This window comes from Aequorivita xiaoshiensis, from assembly GCF_022008395.1.
Lineage (GTDB): Bacteria > Bacteroidota > Bacteroidia > Flavobacteriales > Flavobacteriaceae > Aequorivita > Aequorivita xiaoshiensis.
Genome location: NZ_JAIRBB010000003.1, coordinates 25,877 through 48,464 on the forward strand (window position 1 = coordinate 25,877; position 22,588 = coordinate 48,464).

Below are 22,588 nucleotides of genomic sequence, written 5' to 3' on the forward strand. Positions count from 1 at the left end.
AAATTGGTGCAAATTTCCTATATAAAAAAGGAGTGTTTGTTACCAAATTGTTAACTATGCAATTTAAAATTCAATTTGTAATCTTCCCTGTAAATAATTTCCTTGGCCTTTACCTTCAACATCCGCCCAAACATAATTTAGCATCAATCGCGTAACTGGATTTGGATACCAATTAAGTGCTAAGGCGATATCTTTTTGATTTCCACCAAGAACTGATTTATCGGTTAAATCTGTTTCGGAATATCGTAATGCTACTTCCCAAGCTCCTGTGCCTTTGCCATTTCCACCGAAATTTTTATTAGGTGTTACCCCGTCAAAACCGGAATAAGACCCTTTGAATTTCTTGCTTTCTCCTGTTAAAAAATAACTGAATTCTCCGTAATAATTTGAAAATTTATAGGTGTTGGAGTAGGTGTTTACCGACGCTGATAAGTACTCTCCTTGGAATGAAAAAGCTCCATATAAATATGCGGATTCAAAATTTGTAAGTCCCACATAATCTAAGTTTTCAATAGAACCTGTAGCGAGGTATTTAGGAGCTAGGTGTACCCCTGGTCTTGCAGCAACACTATATTCCTTACTTTCAGGGTTTCTATAGCTATAAGCCGCTCCTAAATGCAAAAGGTGGTTTTTCTCTTCTTCATTAATTACCAATCCAGTAACTCTTCCCCCAATTACATAACCGTCATCTGCCAGAATATCTTTGCTGTTATTGTCGGCATTTCTAAAAACGCCAAATTGTGCAGATAAACGTCGGTTTAAAAAATTGTTGGATAGAAGAATACCGTTGTTGCGAACTTGTGCAAAATCTATATTCTGAGCAGGCTCTAAAAATGTTGTGTATTTACTACTGTTTATTGCAGAAAGTCGAAAAGGTTCTTTAAAATGTCCGACAGTTACTTTTCCTACAATTGGAATGTTTTTGAATCCGATGTAAACATCTTTTAACGATACATGATCTCCAGCAAAACCTACTTGAAACTTAAAAAAGGTGTTCTTATAAATATCTCCTGAAAAATAAAGTCTAGCACGACGAATTTCAGTTCCACTTTTTGAGATTAATGGTCCAAAACTATCATTTAGTTCGTCGTTCTGAAACAAATAAGCGTGGTCGACCATTATTCGACCACCAAATTTTAAGGCAATTTGATTGTCTTGGCTGGTGAGTTTAAAGCCGTTTTTCCATTTAAAAGTAAATGGATTTCCTGAATCTTCTTGAGCAGACACAACTGAACAGAAAAGTATCAAGATGCTAATTAACAAGCGCTTGTGTGGCATTAAAAAATCAGTTTTTTAGTTTTTGTCGCTGTAAAGAACCGAATTTAATGTTACCTGAATGTTAAGGATGAGAATTAAATAACTAATACCAAGCAAAAAAGGGCTTCACGATAAGGTGAAGCCCGGTTTAAAATCTAGTCGACAAAAACTAAAACGATTTTAAATTTGCTCTTAAAGCTGAACCAAAGAAACAAACTCAATGTTTATTTGTGGTAAACATAATATTACCAAATGGTTAAATTGAGATAATTATTATTTTTTGGTTTTATGTTATTCGTAAATTCTTAGAAAAAAAGAAAGCCCAGTTTTCAACTGAAACTGGGCTTTGGATTTTGCTAATTCAAGTACTTATTCAAAATCGTATGCAGTCCAATTGAAAAGGTCTCTACTTACAGTTGGAGTAGTCCCGTCTGTCACTTCAATTACAGCATTTTCTGTTGATTTTACGTCTGAAATATCAAGTCCTGTTGAAGAATTTCCAACAATTGATATATTTACTAGTGAGCCATTTGCATTACCCTTACCATCTTGTAAGTCGATAAAGTCTGAAGCTTTAGCATCTTCATTTGCAAAGGCTACATAAGCATTAGTTAGTGTAAGTCCGCTTCCACGTCGTACTTTAATCATGTCTGCCATTTCAATGATAGACCCGTTTATTAAAACTAATCCATCAATTGTAGGGTTAGACTGTCCAGTATCACCAGGAGAGTTACCATCTAGGTTACCATCGCCTTCTAATCCTCGAGGATCCTCAGTAATTGCTGTAAAGTGAGATTCACGTAATCCATAAAGATTTTTTGCCGTTCCAGTCCAACCTTGAGTCCAGTCGAACATATCGTCCTTAATGTTTACTGCGATTAGGTTTTTCACATTTACAGTTCCGCCAAACCACTCGTAGGCATCGTCATCACAGTAAAAAACTGCTAAGTTTTCAATTACCGTTTCATTTCCAACACCGTAGAAAGTAATACCGTTAAATTCTTTATCACCGTTTATTCTAGCACCAGTATACGATGCTTCAACATATTTCATTACTCCAGAGTTGTCGTTTTCAACTGTGCCACCGTAAGTAAGGTCAACAACTTCAGTTGTAGCAGTTCCACCCCCACTAAGTGGTGCCTTCCCAATTATAATGATTCCTCCCCAGTCACCAGAACGAGGGTTAGCTGCATTTGAAGTAAATCTAATTGGCGCATCTGCAGTCCCTACTGCGTTAATTTTTGCACCTTGCTCAATTACCACATAAACGTTAGTTCCTCCGGCTACAGCTTTAATTGTTGTTCCAGCGTCTATGCTTAAAGTTGCCCCTTCTTTTACGCTTAATGGACCACTTAAAATCCAAACAGTATCATTTGTAAGGCGAACATCTGCAGTAACATTTCCTTTAAGATCTGACGCATCTAAATCTGGATCGTCTTGAGAGTTTATAATTCCGTCTTTTTGACCTTCCACAGCACATGGCTCGCAAGAACCTCCGCAGTCTACTCCAGTTTCATCTCCATTTTGAATTCCGTCATTACAGGTAACAGCAACTGGATCGCTACTATCATCTTTACTACAGCTACTAATTGATAGGGCTGCTAATACAAAGGTTGATAAAAGTAATTTTTTCATTGTTTTCATTTTTGATTTTTAAGTTTGATGCAAAGAAACCGTTGTAGTGTTTCCTATGGTTTAGGTTAATATTAAGTTTGGGTTAATAGTTTTTTAGAATGAATACGAAACGCCGGCGCTAAAAGAAACTCCTCTTTTATAACTTTCAACCGGAATCTCTTGGCCATTAGGTAATGCAGGATTAGCAACACCAATATTGTTTACCGCTTGTGTTAATTTATACTCGGGATCCAATATGTTTTTAATGTTAAGCTTGATTCCTAAGTTTTTATTAATGGCAATTTTGTTGATGAAATCTAAAGTAGGGACAGCAGCAAGCATAATATTGCTTTTTCCAGAACCAGGATTTGCATCGTCACCACCAGTTCCTAGAGAGTAAATACTTTTACTGTTGTAGTTGAAAACAACTGAACTTGTAATTCCACTATTGTTTTTATTTAGATTAAACGTTAAGTCGGTTCCTAAGATGAATGGAGAAGAACCCTCTAATTCGTCCTCTTTATTTGTAAATCTCACAGTTAGATTGTCTGTTGGAACATCCTCAAGTTTTTGATTTGAATACAAGTATGAAGCGTTTAACCCGAAAGTTAATTTCTTTTCGTAGTCTGAGTTATCAGTAATATTTAAGATGTCCTTTCTTAATTCAAGTTCTACTCCTGCAATATTTGCATCACCAGTATTTACATAGGAAAGTTCTCCGGCAGCCGAATTAACTTCAATTCGGTTAATAGCATTTTGAATGTTTTTGTAAAAACCTGTTACCGCTATTATTTCACTTCTACTGAAATAATACTCGTATTTTAAATCTAGATTGTAGTTATCTGCAGTTAATAGATGCGGGTTTCCAAAGCTGTTGAAACTTACATTTTCATACAAAAACGGAGCTACTTCTTTAAATTGTGGTAAGGTGTATGTTTTGCTTCCCGCCAAGCGCAATATGCTGTTTTCATTAAAGTTGTATTTGAAATTGAAACTTGGAAGGAAAAAGTTTTCATCAATTAGTGAAGGATCGGTATTTGGATCGTTTGTAGTGGCAAGGTTAGTATCGAAAAACACTTCTTGCTTTACTTTTTCATAACGCATCCCAATATTTGCAGAAAATTTTTCTGAAAAGTCATAACTAATTTCTCCTAAACCAGCGTGAATAGTTCGCTTACCGTCATACGAAAATGGAATGAATGGATCATTACCGTCACGACCATCCCCGCGATTGGTGGTAAGTCTGAAAATTCCATCGTTTAGAGACTGTTGGTTAAATAATGATGCGTCTGGATTATCTATATCCACTACAGTAGGACTGTCTAAAATATAGTTTATCTGAGTGTAATTGAAAGAGCGATCGGTGTTTCTATAATTGTACCCTAAGCGAATTTTACTATTATTACTATATTCGTTTTCTCCATTTAAAGCATAGTTTAAATAGAGTTTTCCTGCCAAATCATCTTCTTCTAGATTCGAGTAGAAACGATTGTTTAATGCACTTCCAGAAGCAGCTTTTGCCACGTCGCTATTTACATCAATTACATACGTATTTGTTCTTCTGTCTGGCTCGTATCCGCGGATAGTATTAAAGGAAGCACCTGCATCTAAACTTAATTTCTCTGAAAGTGTAAGCGAAGTTAAAAGCTGGCTTACAAAGAGATTGTTTTCTTCCTCCTGTTGTCTTCTAATAAAAGCACGAACTGGATTTCCAGGTTCATCGTTTTCAGTTAATCCTGATTTTAAACCGTAATAGTCTGAAATGCTTTGAGTATTACTCTTGATAAACATACTGTTTAAAGCAATGTAATCTCCTTCTTCAAAACGAAATTTTACATTTGCCATTGCAAGTTTTGACACATTATAATTGTATTCAGTTTTATCAAACTGCTGATTAAAACCACCTGCTGCATTTATTCTGTCTGAAGCACCTTCGCGATATTCATAATTGTTATCGAAACTTCCAATAACGAAAAAACTTAATTGATTTTCTCCAAGTTCAAATCGTTTTCCACCAGAAAGTGAATAGCTGCTGTTTAGCTGCGCGTTCTGAGTTTCTGGTTTAAAATTATTGTCGAAAGAATGATTTTTTAAATTGGTAATTGGAACATTGGTATTGTGAATGTTACCAACATATTTAGCGTTATCCATTGTTAAGAAATCTTTTCCGATTGCGCGAGAGTTTATCCCTGGTGAAATTGAAAATTTTAAACTACCAGGACCCGTAAGTTCTTTGCTTACTATGTTAATGTTAGCACCCGCAACATCACCGTAAAGTGGCACAGAGAAAGTTTTGTTAATTCCAACGCTCTCAATTATATCTGAGCCGAAAAAGTCTAAAGAAATGTTTTTATATTCAGGATCTTCGGAAGGTAGCGGTAAACCATTTAAGGATGTTGAATTGTAACGATCACCTAAACCGCGAACAAAAACGTTTTTGGTACCGGCTTGTTTTTTCACTCCAGTTACCTTAGTTACGGCGCCCTCCGCATCGCTTACCCCTTTCCTAGAAAGATCTTCGGCACCAATAGCTTGTGAAATTCCTACAGCTTTCTTTTGTTCTAGTAGTAATGCAACTGCACTTTCTCGGCGAGTTGTAGTTTTAATAACAACTTCATCTAGTGCGGCGGCACTTGCACCCATCGGCACATTAATATTAGTTACTTTATTAGCAGTAACATTTACATTGGGGATTTCGACAGTTTTATAACCTACATAGCTATAAACAACGGTATAAGTACCCGGTTCAATATTTTCTAAAGAATATAACCCGTCTATATCAGATGTTACTCCAATTGAAGTTCCCTTTAAAAATACATTTGCAAAAGGAAGAGGTTCGTTATTGTAATCGGTGTCGGTGAGTTGACCAACAATAGATCCGCTTTGAGCGAATGTAATTGACGTAATTAGTAAGAATAAAGTTTTAAATAGTGTTTTCATTTTTGCCGTTTGATTTATTGGTGCAAAGAAACCTCTACCTTGTAAAGTCAACGTTAATTATGAATTATCAATAAGTAACCAATGTGTTAGCTTAATGTTAAGAGCGATTCAAAAAATAATATTGACTTCCCTTTTGAAAATAGTATCTTGCCTTCAAAATATTACTACTTATGATGCAATGGGAACAGTTGCTCTCACTTAGAAAGCAAGGCGATAAAAACAAACGACTTAGGATTGAAGAAAACGAAACTCGTATAGGTTTTGAAGTTGATTTCGACCGAATAATTTTTTCTTCTGCTTTCAGAAGTCTTCAAGACAAAACTCAAGTTATCCCGTTATCTAAAACTTCTTTTGTTCATACTCGTCTTACACATAGTTTAGAAGTTTCTGTTGTTGGACGTTCATTAGGAAGGACCGTTGGAAAACAGATTTTAAAAAAACACCCACATCTTGAAAGTGTACACGGTTACCAAGCAAACGATTTTGGAGCAATAGTAGCCGCTGCTGCTTTGGCACACGATATAGGAAACCCTCCTTTTGGTCACAGTGGGGAAAAAGCCATTGGGGATTATTTCTTAAATGGGAATGGGAAGCGTTTTAAAGACAAACTTACTGATAAAGAGTATCAGGATTTAGTTGATTTTGAAGGAAACGCAAACGGCTTCAAAATTTTGACAGAATCTAAAAATGGAGTTTCTGGTGGATTGCGTTTAACCTATGCAAGTTTGGGAGCTTTTATGAAATACCCTAAACAATCCCTTCCTAAGAAACCTACATCACACGTGGCAGATAAAAAATTTGGTGTATTTCAAAGTGATGTTGAATTTTTTGATGAAGTAGTCTCAGACCTTGGTTTGTTAAAAAGAGAAGGCGAGGGGTATGCACGTCATCCTTTAGCGTATTTAGTAGAAGCTGCCGATGATATTTGCTATACAATCATCGATTTCGAAGATGGGATAAATCTTGGGTTGATTGAAGAAGAAGTGGCGCTAGAGTATCTTATAAATTTAGTTAGAAACAATCTCAAAAGTGATGTGTACTATAAACTTTCAACTTCCTCAGATAGATTAGCCTATTTGCGTTCGCTTGCAATTAATACTTTAATTGCAGAAGCCGCCTCTATCTTTCTTGAAAATGAAGAGGAAATACTTAAAGGTACATTCTTTGTCTCACTATTGGACAAAAGTCAATACAAAGCTCAAATCGCCGATATAATCGATGTGAGCGTAAACAGAATTTACCAAAGTAATGAGGTGATGGAAAAAGAAATTGCAGGGTATACTATTCTTACTACTTTACTAGATGCTTATACAACTGCTTTTGAAAACACCTATAATGGTCAAGCACGTCAAAAAGACAAGGTGTTATTAAAGTTGGCTGCTCTTGATAAGATAAATTCTAAGAGTGTATATGAGTATTTAATGGAAAGTTGCAACCATATTTCAAGAATGCCAGATGGCAATGCACTTCAAATTTTTCAAAAGCTAAACGGTAATCTTTAAATGTTAAGGGTATTCCATTGACACTGTAAATGTTAAAATGTATTGTTGTGTTAATAAATACCTTAATTAATGTTAAATTTAGCCGCTACATTGCTCTTTTAGGTTCACAATTGTTTGTAGAATTGGAACACTAATCTCGGCAAACTCTTATAATATTAAATCAAATTTTCATGAAAAAAATTCTTTACTCACTCATTTTATTAACCTTTAATCTAAGCTTTGCGCAAGATTACACTAATTCTATCAAGTCTTATCTTCAGCAAAATAGATCGAACTTAAATCTTGAACAACAAGATTATTCAGACATAAATATTACATCACAAAGCCACTCGAAAAGCTTACAAGCAGATAATGTTTATGTAGAACAGCGTTACCGCGGAATTAAAATTCACAATGCTATTTCTTCGTTTGTATTAAGAGAAGGATCAGTAATCTCGGCTCAATTGGCATTTGCAAACAATATCGCACTTAAAGCGAACACTACTCAGCCTTCTATTTCTGCTCTAGCGGCAATTTCGAATGCTGCATCAGAATTGGAACTTCCAGCTCCTGTAGGTTTAAATCTTATTGAGACAGTGGGAAATAATTCTTATGTTTTTTCTGATGGAAATATTTCAATAAACAACATTCCTGTAACACTTGTTTATCAAGGATTAGACGACAACCAAACTTTGCGTTTGGCTTGGGATGTTAGTATTTATAAAAAAGATGCCCAAAACTACTATAGTGTACGTATTGATGCCTTAACAGGAAAACTGTTGGAAATAAATGACTGGGTTGCTAGTTGCAATTTTGACGCTCAGCCTCACTCACATACCATGGAGTCAACTGAGAGTGTTTTATTTTCTAAAAAATCGTCAGCAGACTTTCATCAGCCGGTTGTAAATGGAGCGGCATATAGAGTATTCCCAATTCCATTTGGCGCGCCTAATGATGGTGACGATGTTTTACTTTCTGACCCTTCAAACGTGGTAGCTTCACCATATGGATGGCACGATACAGACGGTGTTGCAGGTGCTGAATACACTACTACTCGTGGAAACAACGTATTGGCTAAAGAAGATATTGCAGGAAATAATGGTGCAGGTATGCAAGCTGAAGGAGGAGCAACCCTACAGTTTGATTTTCCATTCGACTTACCGCAAAATCCATCAAATTATACTGAAGGAGCTATCACAAACCTATTTTATATGAACAACATCATGCACGATGTGTTTTACCAATATGGTTTTGATGAAGAAAGTGGAAACTTTCAAGCAAATAACTATGGTAATGGAGGTGCAGAAGGTGACCACGTTGTAGCAGAGGCTCAAGATGGTGGTGGTTTTAACAACGCAAACTTTATGACTCCACCAGACGGATATTCAGGAAGGATGCAAATGTACCTATGGTCTGCACCTCAAAATGTGTTAGGTACTTTTATGACTGTAAACAATGGGGCATTAGCAGGTGATTATTACGCGCATAAATCAGCTTTTACCGGTGGTGGAACTCCACTTCCTACAACGCCAATTACGGCTAATTTGGCATTAATTGAAGACGATAACTCTGGAAACTCTACAGATCCTCACGACGGTTGTGATAACGTAACAAATGCTTCTGAGCTTAGCGGTAAAATTGTTGTCGTTAGAAGAGGAGAGTGTGGTTTCGCACAAAAAGTACAAGCTGCAGAAGATGCAGGAGCTGTAGCTGTTGTAATGGTAAATAATGTACCAGGTGACCCAATAAGAATGGGTGGTTCGGGAGCAGGAATTGGAATTCCTTCAATCATGATTTTCAAAAACGATGGGGATGCCATTATCGATGCATTATTAAATGGTGAAACCATTAATACTACTTTAGTTGATGACGGGTCTGGAACAGATTTTAACCAACGAGATGGAGATTTAGATAATAGTATTGTAGCTCATGAATACGGACATGGAATTTCAAACAGATTAACTGGAGGTCCAGCTGCTGCAGGATGTTTACAAAACGAAGAGCAAATGGGTGAAGGTTGGAGTGATTATTTTGCACTTATGCTAACTATGTTACCTGGTGAATCTGGTGAAGATGTAAGAGGAATGGGAACTTATATTAGTGGACAAAGTAGAGCAGGTGGCGGAATTAGAACTAAGCCTTATACTACCGACATGTCAATTAATAACTTTACTTATAACAGTATTAAATCTCAAGTTGCACCTCACGGAGTAGGATCGGTTTGGGCAACAATGCTTTGGGATTTAACTTGGGCATTTATAGATGAGTACGGTTTTGATGAAGATATTTACCATGGTACTGGAGGAAATAATATGGCTTTACAGCTAGTTATGGATGGTTTAAAACTACAAAGATGTAGTCCAGGATTTATTGATGGTAGAGATGCTATCCTTGAGGCAGACGAAATTATAAACGGTGGAGCTAACAAATGTTTAATTTGGAATGTTTTTGCTCGTAGAGGATTAGGGTTTAGTGCAAATCAAGGAAGTGTTGCAAGTAAGCAAGATGGTACTGAAGCTTTTGACGTACCTGCAGATTGTCCTCTTGGAACAGCAAACAATGAAATTGAAAATAATTTCATTATTTACCCTAACCCATCTAACGGACATATTAACATTAAATCTAGATTCGACCTTGGTAATACTAAAGTTTCAATCTATGATATTAATGGAAGATTAGTATTCAACAAACAAGTTGAATTACACCATACTGCTTTAATTGACGCTAGTGAATTGTCTACTGGTATGTATATGATTACAGTAGAAGGGGGTGATAAAACTCAAACTTCAAAACTGATAATTAAATAAGAAAAGAAATTATCAGTTCAAAATTTAAAAGAGGCTCGAAAGAGCCTCTTTTTTTATATATATCGTTGAAGTGTAAGCTTAATTTTTTCTGGGGATATTCCGGCAATATCTTGTAATTCTGAAGTGGTTCCGTGTTCTAGGAATGAATCTTGAATGCCTAAAATTTCAATTTTGTTACTATAGCCCATCGAAGCAGCAAAAGTGGCAATGGTAGATCCTAAACCGCCAATAGTAGTTCCATCTTCAATAGTAATAATAGTATGGTGATTTTGGAATATATTATGAAGTAATGCCTCGTCTAAAGGTTTTAGAAATCTGATATCTACGACACTTATTTTTTCTTTACCTGAAGGATTAAGCATTTCAATAGCTTGTAATGCATTGTTAACGATAGTGCCGATTGTTATAACCGCTATATCTAAACCTTTCTTTAAAACATTTGCTTTTCCAATCTCGATAGCTTGGAAAGGTTGTTTCCAATCGATAATATTTCCCCTACCTCGAGGATAACGAATAAAGATTGGTAACGGTAGTCCTTGCTGAGCGGTAAACATAATATTGCGAAGTTCAATCGCATTTCGCGGTGCAAAAATGATGAGGTTTGGAATACAGTTTAAGTATGCTAAATCGAAAATTCCATGGTGGGTTGCTCCATCTTCACCTACTATTCCAGCTCTATCTAAACAGAAAATTACAGGAATCTTTTGTAAGCATACATCGTGTATCACTTGATCGTATGCCCTTTGAAGAAAGGTTGAATAAATATTACAAAATACAGTAAAACCTTGAGTCGCCAATCCAGCGGCAAAAGTTACAGCGTGTTGCTCTGCAATCCCAACATCAAAAGCTCTATCGGGAAAAGCGTCCATCATAAACTTTAAAGAGCTTCCAGTAGGCATTGCTGGCGTGATTCCAACTATTTTGTTATTTGTAGTTGCTATTTCTACTAACGTTTTCCCGAAGACATCCTGAAACTTAGGTGGTAAAATTTCGTTGCTTCTAGGTGCAAGATTTCCTGTTAAGGCATCAAATTTCCCTGGAGCATGATATACCACTTGGTTTTCCTCTGCTTGACGTAATCCTTTTCCTTTTTTGGTGATTAAATGAAGAAGTTTTGGACCAGGAATATTATTTAATCGCTCCAATTCTGAGATTACAAGATCTAAATTATGACCGTCTACAGGGCCGGAATAATTAAAGTTTAAAGCTTCGAATATGTTATCAGATTCTTTTGCTCCGTTTAATTTTACTTTGGTGAAATACTCTTTTAAGGCACCTACGCTAGGGTCGATTCCAATGGCATTATCGTTTAAAATCACCAATAGGTTAGTGTCTGTAACTCCAGCATGATTTAGCGCTTCAAAAGCCATTCCGCTAGCTATGGAGGCATCTCCTACCACCGCTATATGTTGTTTGTTTGCTTCACCTTTTAGTTTTGAAGCAATCGCCATTCCTAATGCTGCTGAAATTGCAGTACTGCTGTGGCCCACTCCAAAAGTGTCGTATTCACTTTCATCGCGTTTTGGAAAACCACTAATACCATTAAGCTGCCTATTGGTGTGGAAAATTTCTTTTCTACCCGTCAATATTTTATGGCCATACGCTTGATGACCCACATCCCAAACTAAAATATCTTCGGGTGTATTAAACACGTAATGTAAGGCTATTGTAAGTTCTACTACGCCTAAACTAGCACCCAGGTGGCCTTCTTTAGTGGCAACAATATTTATTATAAACTCACGAAGTTCCTGTGCCAGTTGTGGCAAATTTTCCTGAGGCAACGTACGTAAGTCCTCTGGAGATTTAATATTATTTAGAATGTTTACTAACACGTGGTAAAGATACATTTATTGGGAATTTGTTAATTGGAGAATTCGTTAATTTGTCAATTAAGTAAATGCTAATTCAATTAATCGTAATTTTAAACTGAATTTAGAATACAATTTATTAAAATGATCAATCCTTACGACGATACCTATTTCATGAAACGCGCCTATCAAGAGGCAGAAGAAGCTTATCAAAAAGGTGAGATTCCAATTGGAGCTGTAGTGGTAATTAACAATCAAATAATAGCTCGAGCGCACAATCTAACAGAAACACTAAACGATGTTACTGCTCACGCCGAAATGCAGGCCATTACTTCTGCTGCCAATTATTTAGGCGGAAAATACCTTATCGATTGTACATTGTACGTAACAATAGAGCCATGCCAAATGTGTGCGGGAGCTTTGTTCTGGAGTCAGATTTCAAAAATAGTTTACGGTGCGAGAGATGAAGCTAGAGGTTGTATTTCATTAAACACAAAACTTCATCCGAAAACTGTAATGACAGGAGGGGTTATGGAAAAAGAAGCTTCTACATTATTGAAGCGTTTTTTCATAGAAAAAAGAAATCTGAATTAGATTTGTACTAAGCCTAAAAAAAAATTACTTTTTATCTTTTGAGTTTTGATACTCTTGCATTTTAAGGATATTCTCCTTGGTTAGCATATAGTCTTTTACATTTTTATCCTTCCATCGATGGTATATAAACAGAGGCATCAAAATAAAAAAGCCAGCCGAAATACTTAAACCAATTAGTAAGTTGCCAGTAGCTTCATCTTCCGGTTTTATATAAAATCCGCTTCCTAGTCCTAAAAAAACGGCAAGTAATAAAATTATTAAAATGTACTTCATAAATACTTATTCTTTACTGTATTAATTTCTAGAAAAATCAATTAATTTTTTTCTGTAGGCTGTGAGTAACTTAGACTTTGATATAAATCCGTAATATTCGCCATTTCTGATTACTGGGAGATTCCACGCCCCGGTATCTTGAAATTTTTTCATTACTTCAGTCATTTTATCTTCATTGAGATTAATCACTTCAGGTGGATGATGCATTAACTCGCTAGCTTTCATTTCTTCGTATAAACTCTGATTAAACATCACAGGTCTTAAGTCGTCTAAAAGTATAATTCCTTCCAAAGCCTTTGTTTCTTTGTTTAAAACAGGATAAATATTTCTTTTAGATTTCACAACCGCTTGGTTTACTATTTCACCTAAATTCATTTGCGGATTAACACTTATGAAATCGCGTTCTATCACCGTTTTTATATCCATTAATGTGAGTACTGCGTGATCTTTATTGTGGGTAATTAAATCTCCTTTTTTCCCTAATTCCATAGCATAAACCGAATGAGGAATAAAGTACTTTGTCATAGAGAATGATATGGTAGCTACAATCATCAATGGTATAAAAAGCTCATAACCACCTGTTACTTCTGCAATCAAGAAAATTGCAGTTAATGGCGCATATAGTACTCCAGCCATCAACCCCGTCATGCCCACTAAAGTAAAATTACTTTCCGAAACTCCATTTGGAAACAATCCACAATTATTTATTATTTTGGCTACAACATTCCCCATTATACTTCCCATAAAAAGTACTGGTGCAAAAATACCTCCTACACCTCCTGCGCCAAATGTCAAAGCACTTGCTATAATTTTAAAAAAGACTAATCCAGATAATAATGCAATCACCATCCACACACTATTTAGGTCTAAATTGAATATATTATTCTGTAAAGCTAATTCTGGCCTTCCTTTTACTATATCGTTTATAATGTCAAAACCTTCTCCATAAAGGGGTGGAATAAAATATATAAGTACACCAATACTTAAACCACCTATAAAAAGTCTTTTAATTGGCGATTTTATCTTCTCGAACAAATCTTGAAAGAATGCATAGGTTTTTGCAAAGTATATTGAAACTAATGAAGCTATTACTGCAAGAATTATATAGAAAGGAATATTACTAATATTAAAAGTGTCGGTTTCTTTAAAAGGTAAAAGCACATCATTGCCGAAGAAAAAATAAGAAGTTAATATTGCTGAAACCGAAGCTAACAGCAAAGGAACCATTGAAACCAAAGTGAGGTCCAAACTAAATACTTCAATCGCAAAAATAATAGCAGCGATTGGAGCCTTAAACATAGACGACATAGCCCCTGCAGCAGCACATCCTATTAATAACGTACGGGTGGCTTGGTCTACGTGTAATACGCGTGAAAGATTCGAACTTATTGCAGCACCTGTAGCAACAGTAGGCCCCTCAAGTCCTACGGATCCACCAAAACCTACTGTAATTGGGGCGGCAATCATGCTTCCAAACATTTGAAAACGCCTCATCAACCCCTTTTCTTTAGAAATAGCAAAAAGGGTAGAGGGGATGCCGTGGCTTACTTTATTTCGGATTAAGTACTTAATAACTAAATAAGTAATTCCGAGTCCAATAAGTGGGAAGATAAAATAAAAAGCAGAATAGTAGTCTGCAATTAATTTTCCTTCTAATAAAAGCTGAATAAAGTGAGTGCCGTTTTTGATAATTACAGCTACAACGCCTGATAAGAAACCTACAATTATACTTAAGATATATACAAATCGCTGATTTGATATATTCTTAATTCGCCAGATAAGCAGGCGTGCTAATATGCTTCTTTTTTGTGCGGGCATTGGTTGCTAATCGCGTTTTCTAAATTATTTAAGTCCTGAATATAGATCTGTTTTAAAGCTTCGGTGTAAACGTGTTTGTTAAAATAACCATTTTTAAAATTATCCAAGGCCATATCTAATTCTTTCTTAGCGTCTTCACATTTATTTTGTTCAAATAAAATTAAAGCTTTATAATAACTTCCATCTGCCGTCTTGTTTTGATTATAGAAAATCATCTTGTCAAAGTCTATTAGGGCAGCTTCAGGGGTGTTATTTTCATAATGAGCAATTCCTCTATATAGAAATGCAGTAGGCTCAGCCCAATCTTCACCATTCTTTTCTGTTACATCATCTATATATCGGTTTAAATATTTAATTGAATTCTCGTAATCTTTTAGACCTAGATAAGCCATTCCACGCCAATAATCTACACTGTGGCCCTGTGGTGCATCGGTGAAGTTTGGGGTTAAAGTATCTGAAGCATCAAAATCTGCAATAGCCTTTTCATAATCTCTATAAAACTGTAGGTAAAGATACCCTCGCCATGGCACCCAAATTTTTGGATCGCATTTAGCTGCTTTGTCGAATTTGATTTTCCATTCATCAATCAATCCCCGCTTTAAATAGGCTACAGAAAGTTCTCGTAGCGCTTTACAATTGTTAGGATCCATGGCAACTGCAGCTTCCAGCTTTGTCATCACCCTTGGATCGCCTTGTGCTGCGTGTAGGCCTACTGCTTCTTTGTATAATTCAACCGAGTATTGCTTCTTTTCAGCATCAGACATTTGTGAAGTGTCTTTTTCACAAGAAGTAAACAAAGCTGCAATAAATAGTAGGCTAAGGCAATATTTCAGTAATTTCTCCATCTTTTAATTTATACGATACGTACATATAATAATCTACGGGTTGTTCATCAAAACGTATTATATTCCAATGTTTTGCTTGAGCTGTTAATGCGAGTAATTGGGAGACTAATTCTTCTGAAAATTGTGTTTTTTGATAATTTGTGTCTACTTCAATAGTTTCAAACCATCCTGGTTTTCCTTCACAATTAACCAAAAATCTAAAGTTTAGATAGCCAGAATCTGTATAACTATTGTTTTTGTATTGCGCCAGTATATCATCCCTATACTGCTTTTTATTACCAGCATATCCTTCTTCTGAAGCACCGTGATGTACGTGATATATTGCTTCAGGGTCACAAAGTTTGTAACTTCTATTTAAGGCTGATGTTTCTTGATTGATGTACCCCACATAATTTGGATAGACCTCCTCGTTAACTGGGAATTTTTTGTGGTAATACAACCAACCGCCAAAAAAGACAAAGAGTGCTATAATGCAAAGACCTAGAACTATAAATGTGATGATTTTTAGAGCTTTCATTAATTATATTGATAATCTAAATCAAAAAACCTAACAGACATTGCCATGCAAAAGGCACTCTGACCTGTTAGGTTTAAGGTGTTTTATTTATTTAATTCAACCCTAAGATGAAGTTCTTCTAATTGCTTTTCATCAATTGGGGCAGGGGCGTCTATCATTACATCGCGTCCCGAATTGTTTTTAGGGAATGCAATAAAATCGCGTATTGTTTCTTGTCCGCCCAAAATAGAAACCAGTCTATCCAGTCCAAAAGCTAATCCACCGTGTGGAGGTGCACCGTACTGGAAGGCATCCATTAAAAAGCCGAACTGTGCTTTTGCTTCTTCAGGGGTAAATCCTAAATAATCAAACATCAATGACTGAGTTTTCTTATCGTGAATACGGATAGAGCCACCGCCAATTTCGTTTCCGTTTAAAACTAAGTCGTAGGCATTTGCTTTTACTTCTCCAGGATTAGTATCCAGAAGTTCTAGTTGTCCAGGTTTTGGAGATGTGAATGGGTGGTGCATTGCGTGGTAACGCTCCGTTTCTTCATCCCATTCTAAAAGTGGGAAGTCTATTACCCAAAGTGGCGCAAACTCGTCATTCTTTCTTAAACCAAGCTGCTCAGCTAAATGCATTCTTAAAGCACTTAGTTGTGCTCTTACTTTGTTTTTATCACCAGAAAGTACACATACTAAATCGCCCGATTTTGCACCTGTAATTTCTGCCCATTTTGCTAAATCATCTTGATCGAAAAACTTATCTACAGAAGACTTAAAGGTTCCGTCGTCATTACAACGCGAATAAACCATTCCTAAAGCACCAACTTGAGGACGTTTAACCCAGTCTATTAATTTATCTATTTCTTTTCTTGTAAACGCATTTCCACCAGGAACTGCAATTCCAACCACTAATTCAGCTTGGTTAAAAACGCCAAAGTCTTTGTGTTGAGCTACTTCATTTAACTCGCCAAACTCCATCCCAAATCGGATATCTGGTTTGTCGTTTCCGTATTTAGCCATTGCTTCGTCGTATGTCATTCTTGGGAATTCAGAAATCTCTACGCCGTTAATTTCTTTTAAAAGGTGTCTCGTTAAACCTTCAAAAGCATTTAAAATATCTTCTTGTTCTACGAAAGCCATTTCGCAGTCTATTTGGGTAAATTCTGGTTGGCGGTCTGCACGTAAATCTTCGTCACGGAAACATTTTACTATCTGGAAATACTTATCCAAACCACCTACCATAAGCAATTGCTTGAAGGTTTGTGGCGATTGTGGAAGGGCATAAAATTGTCCTTCATTCATTCTTGAAGGCACTACAAAATCGCGCGCTCCTTCAGGAGTTGATTTAATTAAATACGGAGTTTCTACTTCAATAAAACCTTGGTTTGATAAATAGTTACGCACTTCAATAGCAACTTTGTGACGGAAAATAAGATTTTCTCGCACTGGATTTCTACGAATGTCTAGGTATCGATATTTCATACGTAAATCCTCACCACCATCTGTTTCATCTTCAATGGTAAATGGAGGCGTAAGCGATTCGTTTAATATAGTTAATTTAGAAACCAATATTTCCACATCGCCAGTCGGCATATTTGGATTTTTTGAAACGCGTTCAATCACAGTTCCCGTTACTTGTATCACAAACTCTCGCCCTAGTTTTGAACATCTGTCCATTACGTCTTTTGGGGTACGTTCTTCATCAAAAATAAGTTGGGTAATGCCGTAGCGGTCACGAAGGTCCACCCAAACCATAAATCCTTTATCACGAGTTTTTTGTACCCATCCTGAAAGGGTTACTTCTTTATTGATATCTGCGGCGTGTAGTTCGCCGTTATTATGCGTTCTGTACATCTTATTCTGAAAAAAATTAGCAGGGCAAATTTAACAAGTATAAAGCGAATTGTTGTGGTTTTGTGCGGATTATTATTTCTGTGGCTGTTTTGCCACTCCCGAAGGCTTGGGACACGAATTATATAGAAATACTCAGTAAAAAAACCTGCAAAGTTTTTTAAATCTTTGCAGGTTAAGAAAAATGCTGTTAGTTACATTGGATTATTTATTCTTTTACAAACTTTTTGATAGTTGTATTTCCTCTTTCATCTTTAATGCTTAAAAAGTAAATACCGCTGGAAAGATTGGAAACATTAATTGTTGTTTGCTTATTAAAATCTATATGCTGCGTGTTTAAAAGTTTTCCTTCAGTTGAATAAATATGGGTTTTAAGTTTGTCTATGTTTTTTGTGCCATTTAAAACCAGAACTTCATTAACTGGGTTTGGATATATAGAAAATAGTTTTTCATTAATATCATTTGTTCCTAAAGAGCAGTCTTCAGAATAGATAAAATTTGCAGCAAAATACCAGCGAGAATATGGTAATTCATTATTATTTGCAGCCACCTCATCATCCACAGTAATACACTGTAATTCTGTAAGTTCACAAGGCTCACCTTCAAATTGGCAGGGCAGGCTTATTGTTAAAATTGAATTAGCTCCATTTTTTAAATTCAAATTTTCTAGAAAAATTACATTCGCCGCTTCAACAATTTCAAGATTTACGTTACTGGAAAAGTCCAATGAAGTCATTAGCATTGAAAAGCCAGGACTTTGACTATTAAAATAAAGCTCTTTTAATAGAATGTTTTCACTCACATCTAGTAAATAAAGTATATTACCACTTACATCCAACAATTCTAAAGCTGAAAAATCTTCGAGACCTGTTAAATCTTCTATAAATCGATGATTCACATCGAGCGTTACTACATTTTCAATATCGCTAGTTAAAACCTGTCCATTTATCATACCATCGCTATCAATGCCTAAGTCAATAAGTGCTTGTTCAAAATTAGGATCGGGTATATTTGTTACTTGTGCGTAAAGCCCTAATGGCAATAAAAACAGCCATATACATTGCTTATATAGTGTAGCTGTTTTTCTGTGTATTTTGAAAAATAATTTCATAATTTGAGGACTATAGTTAATTAATTTCTTAAAATTATACAAAAACCTTCAAAATTAAGATAGGTAGTTCCCTGTATTATGTTGGGGGAGTTCCCCCTTTTATTTTGCTAAGTTTAGGTATGCACAATAAAAAACCCTTTTGGAAAATTACAAGCCAAAAGGGTTTTGTGTTTTATTGAATATTAATAGTTTAGGCTATCCGCTCGTAATTATTAGCCTCTTTAGCTCTTTGCTTTTTTAACTGCTTTAATCGTTTTCTCTTTCTCAGTCTAATTTTAGCGCGATTCACCAAATAAAACATTACCGGAACCACAATTAAGGTTAAGAAAGTTGCGAAAATTAATCCGAAAATTACTGTCCAAGCCAATGGTCCCCAGAAAATTACGTTGTCCCCACCAATATAAATGTTTGGGCTGTAATCTGTAAATAACCCGAAGAAATCGATGTTAAATCCGATAGCAAGGGGGATAAGCCCTAAAACGGTTGTAATCGCTGTTAATAGCACTGGACGCAAACGGGATTTTCCACCCGCAACAATAATCTCAAAATACTGTTTTTTGGTAAGCATTTGCTCCTCGTCCATTTGCAACTCATACTTTTTACGATCTATAAGAATCTGGGTGTAATCGATAAGTACAATGGCGTTATTTACAACAATACCTGCAAGCGAGATAATTCCCATCATCGTCATAATAATTACGAAATCCATTTGGAAAACTACCAATCCGAGGAATACACCTGCTAAGCTTAATACTACCGAAGTAAGAATTATAATAGGTTTTGAAAGTGAGTTAAACTGAGCAACCAATATTAATAATATTCCTCCTAAAGCATAAAATAGCGCCATCATTAGGAAGCCCATATTGTCTTCTTGTTCTTCTTGCTCTCCTGTAAAGGTTAAATTAACGCCATTAGGTAAATCGTAATTTTGAAGTTCGGTTTTTAAATCGTTTACAATTTCGGTTCCGTTGTATCCTCCAATTACGTTTGAATAAAGAGTAATGGTTCTTTTTAAATCTTTCCTTTTTATTGCACTAAACGAAGCTGTATTGTTTTTGGTAACCATAGCTGAAATGGGTACTTGAACAATTTGCCCTTGATTATTTCTAAAGGTAATTGGTTGATTAAAAAGTGCACTTTCGTCATACCTTGATGCCTCTGAAAGACGTACGTTTATTTCGTAATCGTCATTTCCATCTTTGTAAGTAGATGCTTCTTCGCCAAAAATAGCACGACGTAACGTTTGCCCAATTTGGCCTGTACTTATACCTAACTGTCCCGCTTTTTCACGATCTACAGTTACATTCATCTCAGGTTTACTCTTGTTTACGTCTATTTTTAGCTCTTCAATCCCGCTAATACCTAATCCTTCAATATACGAACGAAGATTTTCGGCCTCGTGAAGCATTTCCTCATAATCATCCCCACTTAATTCAATATTAATTGGGTATCCAACAGGAGGTCCAGCAGCATCTTTTTCAACAATAATAGAAGCTCCTGGAAAACCTTTTACCGATTCTCGAACTTCTTCTAAAACATCACTACTTTTTACACCACGTCGCAACTGATAATCTCGCATAGATAAAGTGATTTTACCTTTCTGCGGCATATCGTTACTTTGGCCCCCATCGGTTTGTGGGTTTCCCGCTCCTTGCCCTACTTGCGAAACTGCAGATTCAACCATATAGTTGTAGCCATTGTCTTCGTATTTTGAAATGGCTTTATATATACGTTCCTCAACTTGTTTGGTAAGCTCGTTGGTTTTATCGATATCTGTTCCTTGTGGATATTCTATGTAAGTAATAATCTGATTCGGTTCATTTTCTGGAAAGAAAAGAACTTTGGGTTGTACTAAGCCTACCAAGACGAACGAAAGAATTAACAATACCACTGTACCGAAGAAAAACACATAGGCTTTTGGTCCTTTTAGTGCATATTTTAAAGTGCCTTCATAGAAATTTTCAAGTTTTTTTAAAGATTTATACTGAAAATACTCAACTGCACCGGCCAATACGTATTTGTATAACCATAGCATTATAGCGCTTAGGATTGCTAAATTTCCAAATCCTCTAAAGGCAGCAATATCCATAATAAACCCTGCAACCAGAAGCAATGCTCCAACTCCAAACAATATTAAACTCCAGCGAATAAGCTTTCGTTTTGTAAGCGGCTCTTCTTCAATCTTCATAAATTTTGAAGTAAGCATGGAATTAATTACAAGGGCTACAAAAAGCGAAGAACTCAGTACTACAGACAGCGTAATTGGGAAATAAACCATAAACTTGCCTATCATCCCTGGCCAAAGTCCGAGTGGGAAAAAGGCTGCAAGTGTAGTAGCCGTAGAGGCAATAATAGGCCAAGCAATTTCACCCATACCTTGTTTTGCTGCTTTTTTAGGCGACATACCCTCACTCATCAAGGTGTATACGTTTTCTACCACCACAATTCCATTGTCTACCAACATTCCGAGACCCATAACGAGTCCGAAAAGCACCATTGTATTAAGTGTAAAGCCTAATGACGAAAGTATAAACAACGACATAAGCATAGAGAGCGGGATGGCAAAACCAACAAAAAGCGCATTTCTAAACCCTAAAAAGAACATAAGTACCACAACCACCAAGATAACCCCAAAAATGATGTTGTTTACCAAGTCGTTTACTTGGTTTTCAGTTTTGATTGATTGGTCATTAGAAAGACTTATATGCAGCGTTTCTGGCAGGTAATTATCTTGCTCGTCTTTGATAAGTTCTTTAATTAGCTCAACCGCCTCAATCATGTTTTTTCCTGCTCGTTTCTTAACATCGAGCATGACAACAGGTTCTCCGTATTCACGAGCAAAGGTTGTAGCATCTTTCTCGTGAAATTTAATGTCAGCAATGTCCTTTAAGAAAACAATCCCATCGTCTTTTTTAACTACAAGCCTTTCTAGCTCTTTAGGATTTTGAATTTCACCCGTAATACGAATATTTTTCTGAACGCCATTGGTTATAATATTACCTCCAGAAATTGTAGTGTTTTCACCTTTAATGGCATTTATAATATTGTCGAAGCTAACCTGAGAAGCGGTCATTTTATAAATATCGACAGCTACTTCAATTTCTTTTTCTTCAGCTCCTCGAATAGTAGCTTCCTTTATTTGAGGCAGCATTTCAATTTTATCTTGAAGGTATTCGGCGTAATCCTTTAATGTCTGAACGGTATAATCTCCTGTAAGGTTTATGTTTAGAATAGGAAATTCTTCCGAAAAATTTAAATCGAAAGCATTTGGTTCAACTTTAGCACCATTGGTGAGTACCGGCCAAGTAGCTTCCGCTTTTACAAGGTCTATTTTATCTTTAACAGATTGTTTTGCAACAGGAATTTCTACGCTTTCTTCAAATTCCACAATAATTATGGAGTAATCTTGAAGGGTAGTAGAAGTAATTTCTTTTACTCCTGCAATATCCTTAAACTCTTCTTCTAAGGGCTCGGTTATAAACTTTTCTACATCTTCGGCAGAGTTTCCTGGGTTAACCGAACTTACATAAATCTTAGTTTCAATAATTTCTGGAAATGCCTCACGTGGCATACTATAGTAGGCAAAGGCACCTAAAAACAGGATAATAGCCATTACCACATAGACCGTCATTTTGTTGTCGATAGCCCAAGATGATATACTAAATTCTTTATACGGGTTTTTGCTCAT

At 36.0% G+C, this 22,588-nt stretch carries 14 protein-coding genes; 3 read left to right on the forward strand and 11 right to left on the reverse strand.

The window, feature by feature from the left end; genetic code table 11:
- Positions 1-63: 63 nt before the first annotated feature.
- From K8344_RS05525 to K8344_RS05535, 3 genes are all read right to left on the reverse strand, one after another.
- Complete coding sequence (locus K8344_RS05525) at positions 64-1,278, reverse strand: OprO/OprP family phosphate-selective porin (protein WP_237607757.1); 1,215 nt, start codon at positions 1,276-1,278, stop codon at positions 64-66.
- 348 nt (positions 1,279-1,626) lie between these two features.
- Positions 1,627-2,892, reverse strand: coding sequence for a hypothetical protein (locus K8344_RS05530; RefSeq protein WP_237607758.1), 1,266 nt, complete (start codon positions 2,890-2,892; stop codon positions 1,627-1,629).
- A 93-nt stretch (positions 2,893-2,985) separates the two neighbouring features.
- Positions 2,986-5,811 carry a TonB-dependent receptor gene (locus K8344_RS05535; protein WP_237607759.1) on the reverse strand — a complete coding sequence of 942 codons (2,826 nt, stop codon included), beginning with the start codon at positions 5,809-5,811 and terminating at the stop codon, positions 2,986-2,988.
- A gap of 173 nt (positions 5,812-5,984) precedes the next feature.
- On the opposite strand from K8344_RS05535, the gene K8344_RS05540 reads away from it, so the two are divergent.
- Together K8344_RS05540 and K8344_RS05545 are read left to right on the forward strand one after the other, a co-directional pair.
- Positions 5,985-7,313 carry a deoxyguanosinetriphosphate triphosphohydrolase gene (locus K8344_RS05540; protein ID WP_237607935.1) on the forward strand — a complete coding sequence of 443 codons (1,329 nt, stop codon included), beginning with the start codon at positions 5,985-5,987 and terminating at the stop codon, positions 7,311-7,313.
- A 170-nt stretch (positions 7,314-7,483) separates the two neighbouring features.
- Positions 7,484-10,099, forward strand: coding sequence for a T9SS-dependent M36 family metallopeptidase (locus K8344_RS05545; protein ID WP_237607760.1), 2,616 nt, complete (start codon positions 7,484-7,486; stop codon positions 10,097-10,099).
- 53 nt (positions 10,100-10,152) lie between these two features.
- Here the strand turns inward: K8344_RS05545 and K8344_RS05550 are convergent, their stop codons facing one another.
- Positions 10,153-11,946 carry a 1-deoxy-D-xylulose-5-phosphate synthase gene (locus tag K8344_RS05550; RefSeq protein ID WP_237607761.1) on the reverse strand — a complete coding sequence of 598 codons (1,794 nt, stop codon included), beginning with the start codon at positions 11,944-11,946 and terminating at the stop codon, positions 10,153-10,155.
- A 105-nt stretch (positions 11,947-12,051) separates the two neighbouring features.
- Between K8344_RS05550 and K8344_RS05555 the strand changes: the two genes are divergently transcribed.
- On the forward strand, positions 12,052-12,501 hold the full coding sequence (locus K8344_RS05555) for a nucleoside deaminase (RefSeq protein ID WP_237607762.1): 450 nt from the start codon (positions 12,052-12,054) through the stop codon (positions 12,499-12,501).
- A gap of 24 nt (positions 12,502-12,525) precedes the next feature.
- On the opposite strand, the gene K8344_RS05560 is transcribed toward K8344_RS05555, so the two are convergent.
- From K8344_RS05560 to K8344_RS05590, 7 genes are all read right to left on the reverse strand, one after another.
- Positions 12,526-12,774 carry a hypothetical protein gene (locus K8344_RS05560; RefSeq protein ID WP_237607763.1) on the reverse strand — a complete coding sequence of 83 codons (249 nt, stop codon included), beginning with the start codon at positions 12,772-12,774 and terminating at the stop codon, positions 12,526-12,528.
- 21 nt (positions 12,775-12,795) lie between these two features.
- Positions 12,796-14,592, reverse strand: coding sequence for a chloride channel protein (locus tag K8344_RS05565; protein ID WP_237607764.1), 1,797 nt, complete (start codon positions 14,590-14,592; stop codon positions 12,796-12,798).
- Positions 14,565-15,437, reverse strand: coding sequence for a tetratricopeptide repeat protein (locus K8344_RS05570; RefSeq protein WP_237607765.1), 873 nt, complete (start codon positions 15,435-15,437; stop codon positions 14,565-14,567). The genes K8344_RS05565 and K8344_RS05570 overlap by 28 nt, the downstream gene beginning before the upstream one ends.
- Entirely contained in the window at positions 15,409-15,954 is a 546-nt protein-coding gene (locus K8344_RS05575) for a hypothetical protein (protein WP_237607766.1), read from the reverse strand. Before K8344_RS05575 ends, K8344_RS05570 begins: the two co-directional genes overlap by 29 nt.
- Positions 15,955-16,037: 83 nt before the next feature.
- Positions 16,038-17,792, reverse strand: coding sequence for an aspartate--tRNA ligase (aspS, locus tag K8344_RS05580; RefSeq protein WP_237607767.1), 1,755 nt, complete (start codon positions 17,790-17,792; stop codon positions 16,038-16,040).
- 205 nt (positions 17,793-17,997) lie between these two features.
- Positions 17,998-18,900 (reverse strand): T9SS type A sorting domain-containing protein, encoded by a 903-nt coding sequence (locus tag K8344_RS05585; RefSeq protein WP_237607768.1) that lies wholly within the window; start codon positions 18,898-18,900, stop codon positions 17,998-18,000.
- Between the two features lie 190 nt (positions 18,901-19,090).
- Positions 19,091-22,588, reverse strand: coding sequence for an efflux RND transporter permease subunit (locus K8344_RS05590; RefSeq protein WP_237607769.1), 3,498 nt, complete (start codon positions 22,586-22,588; stop codon positions 19,091-19,093).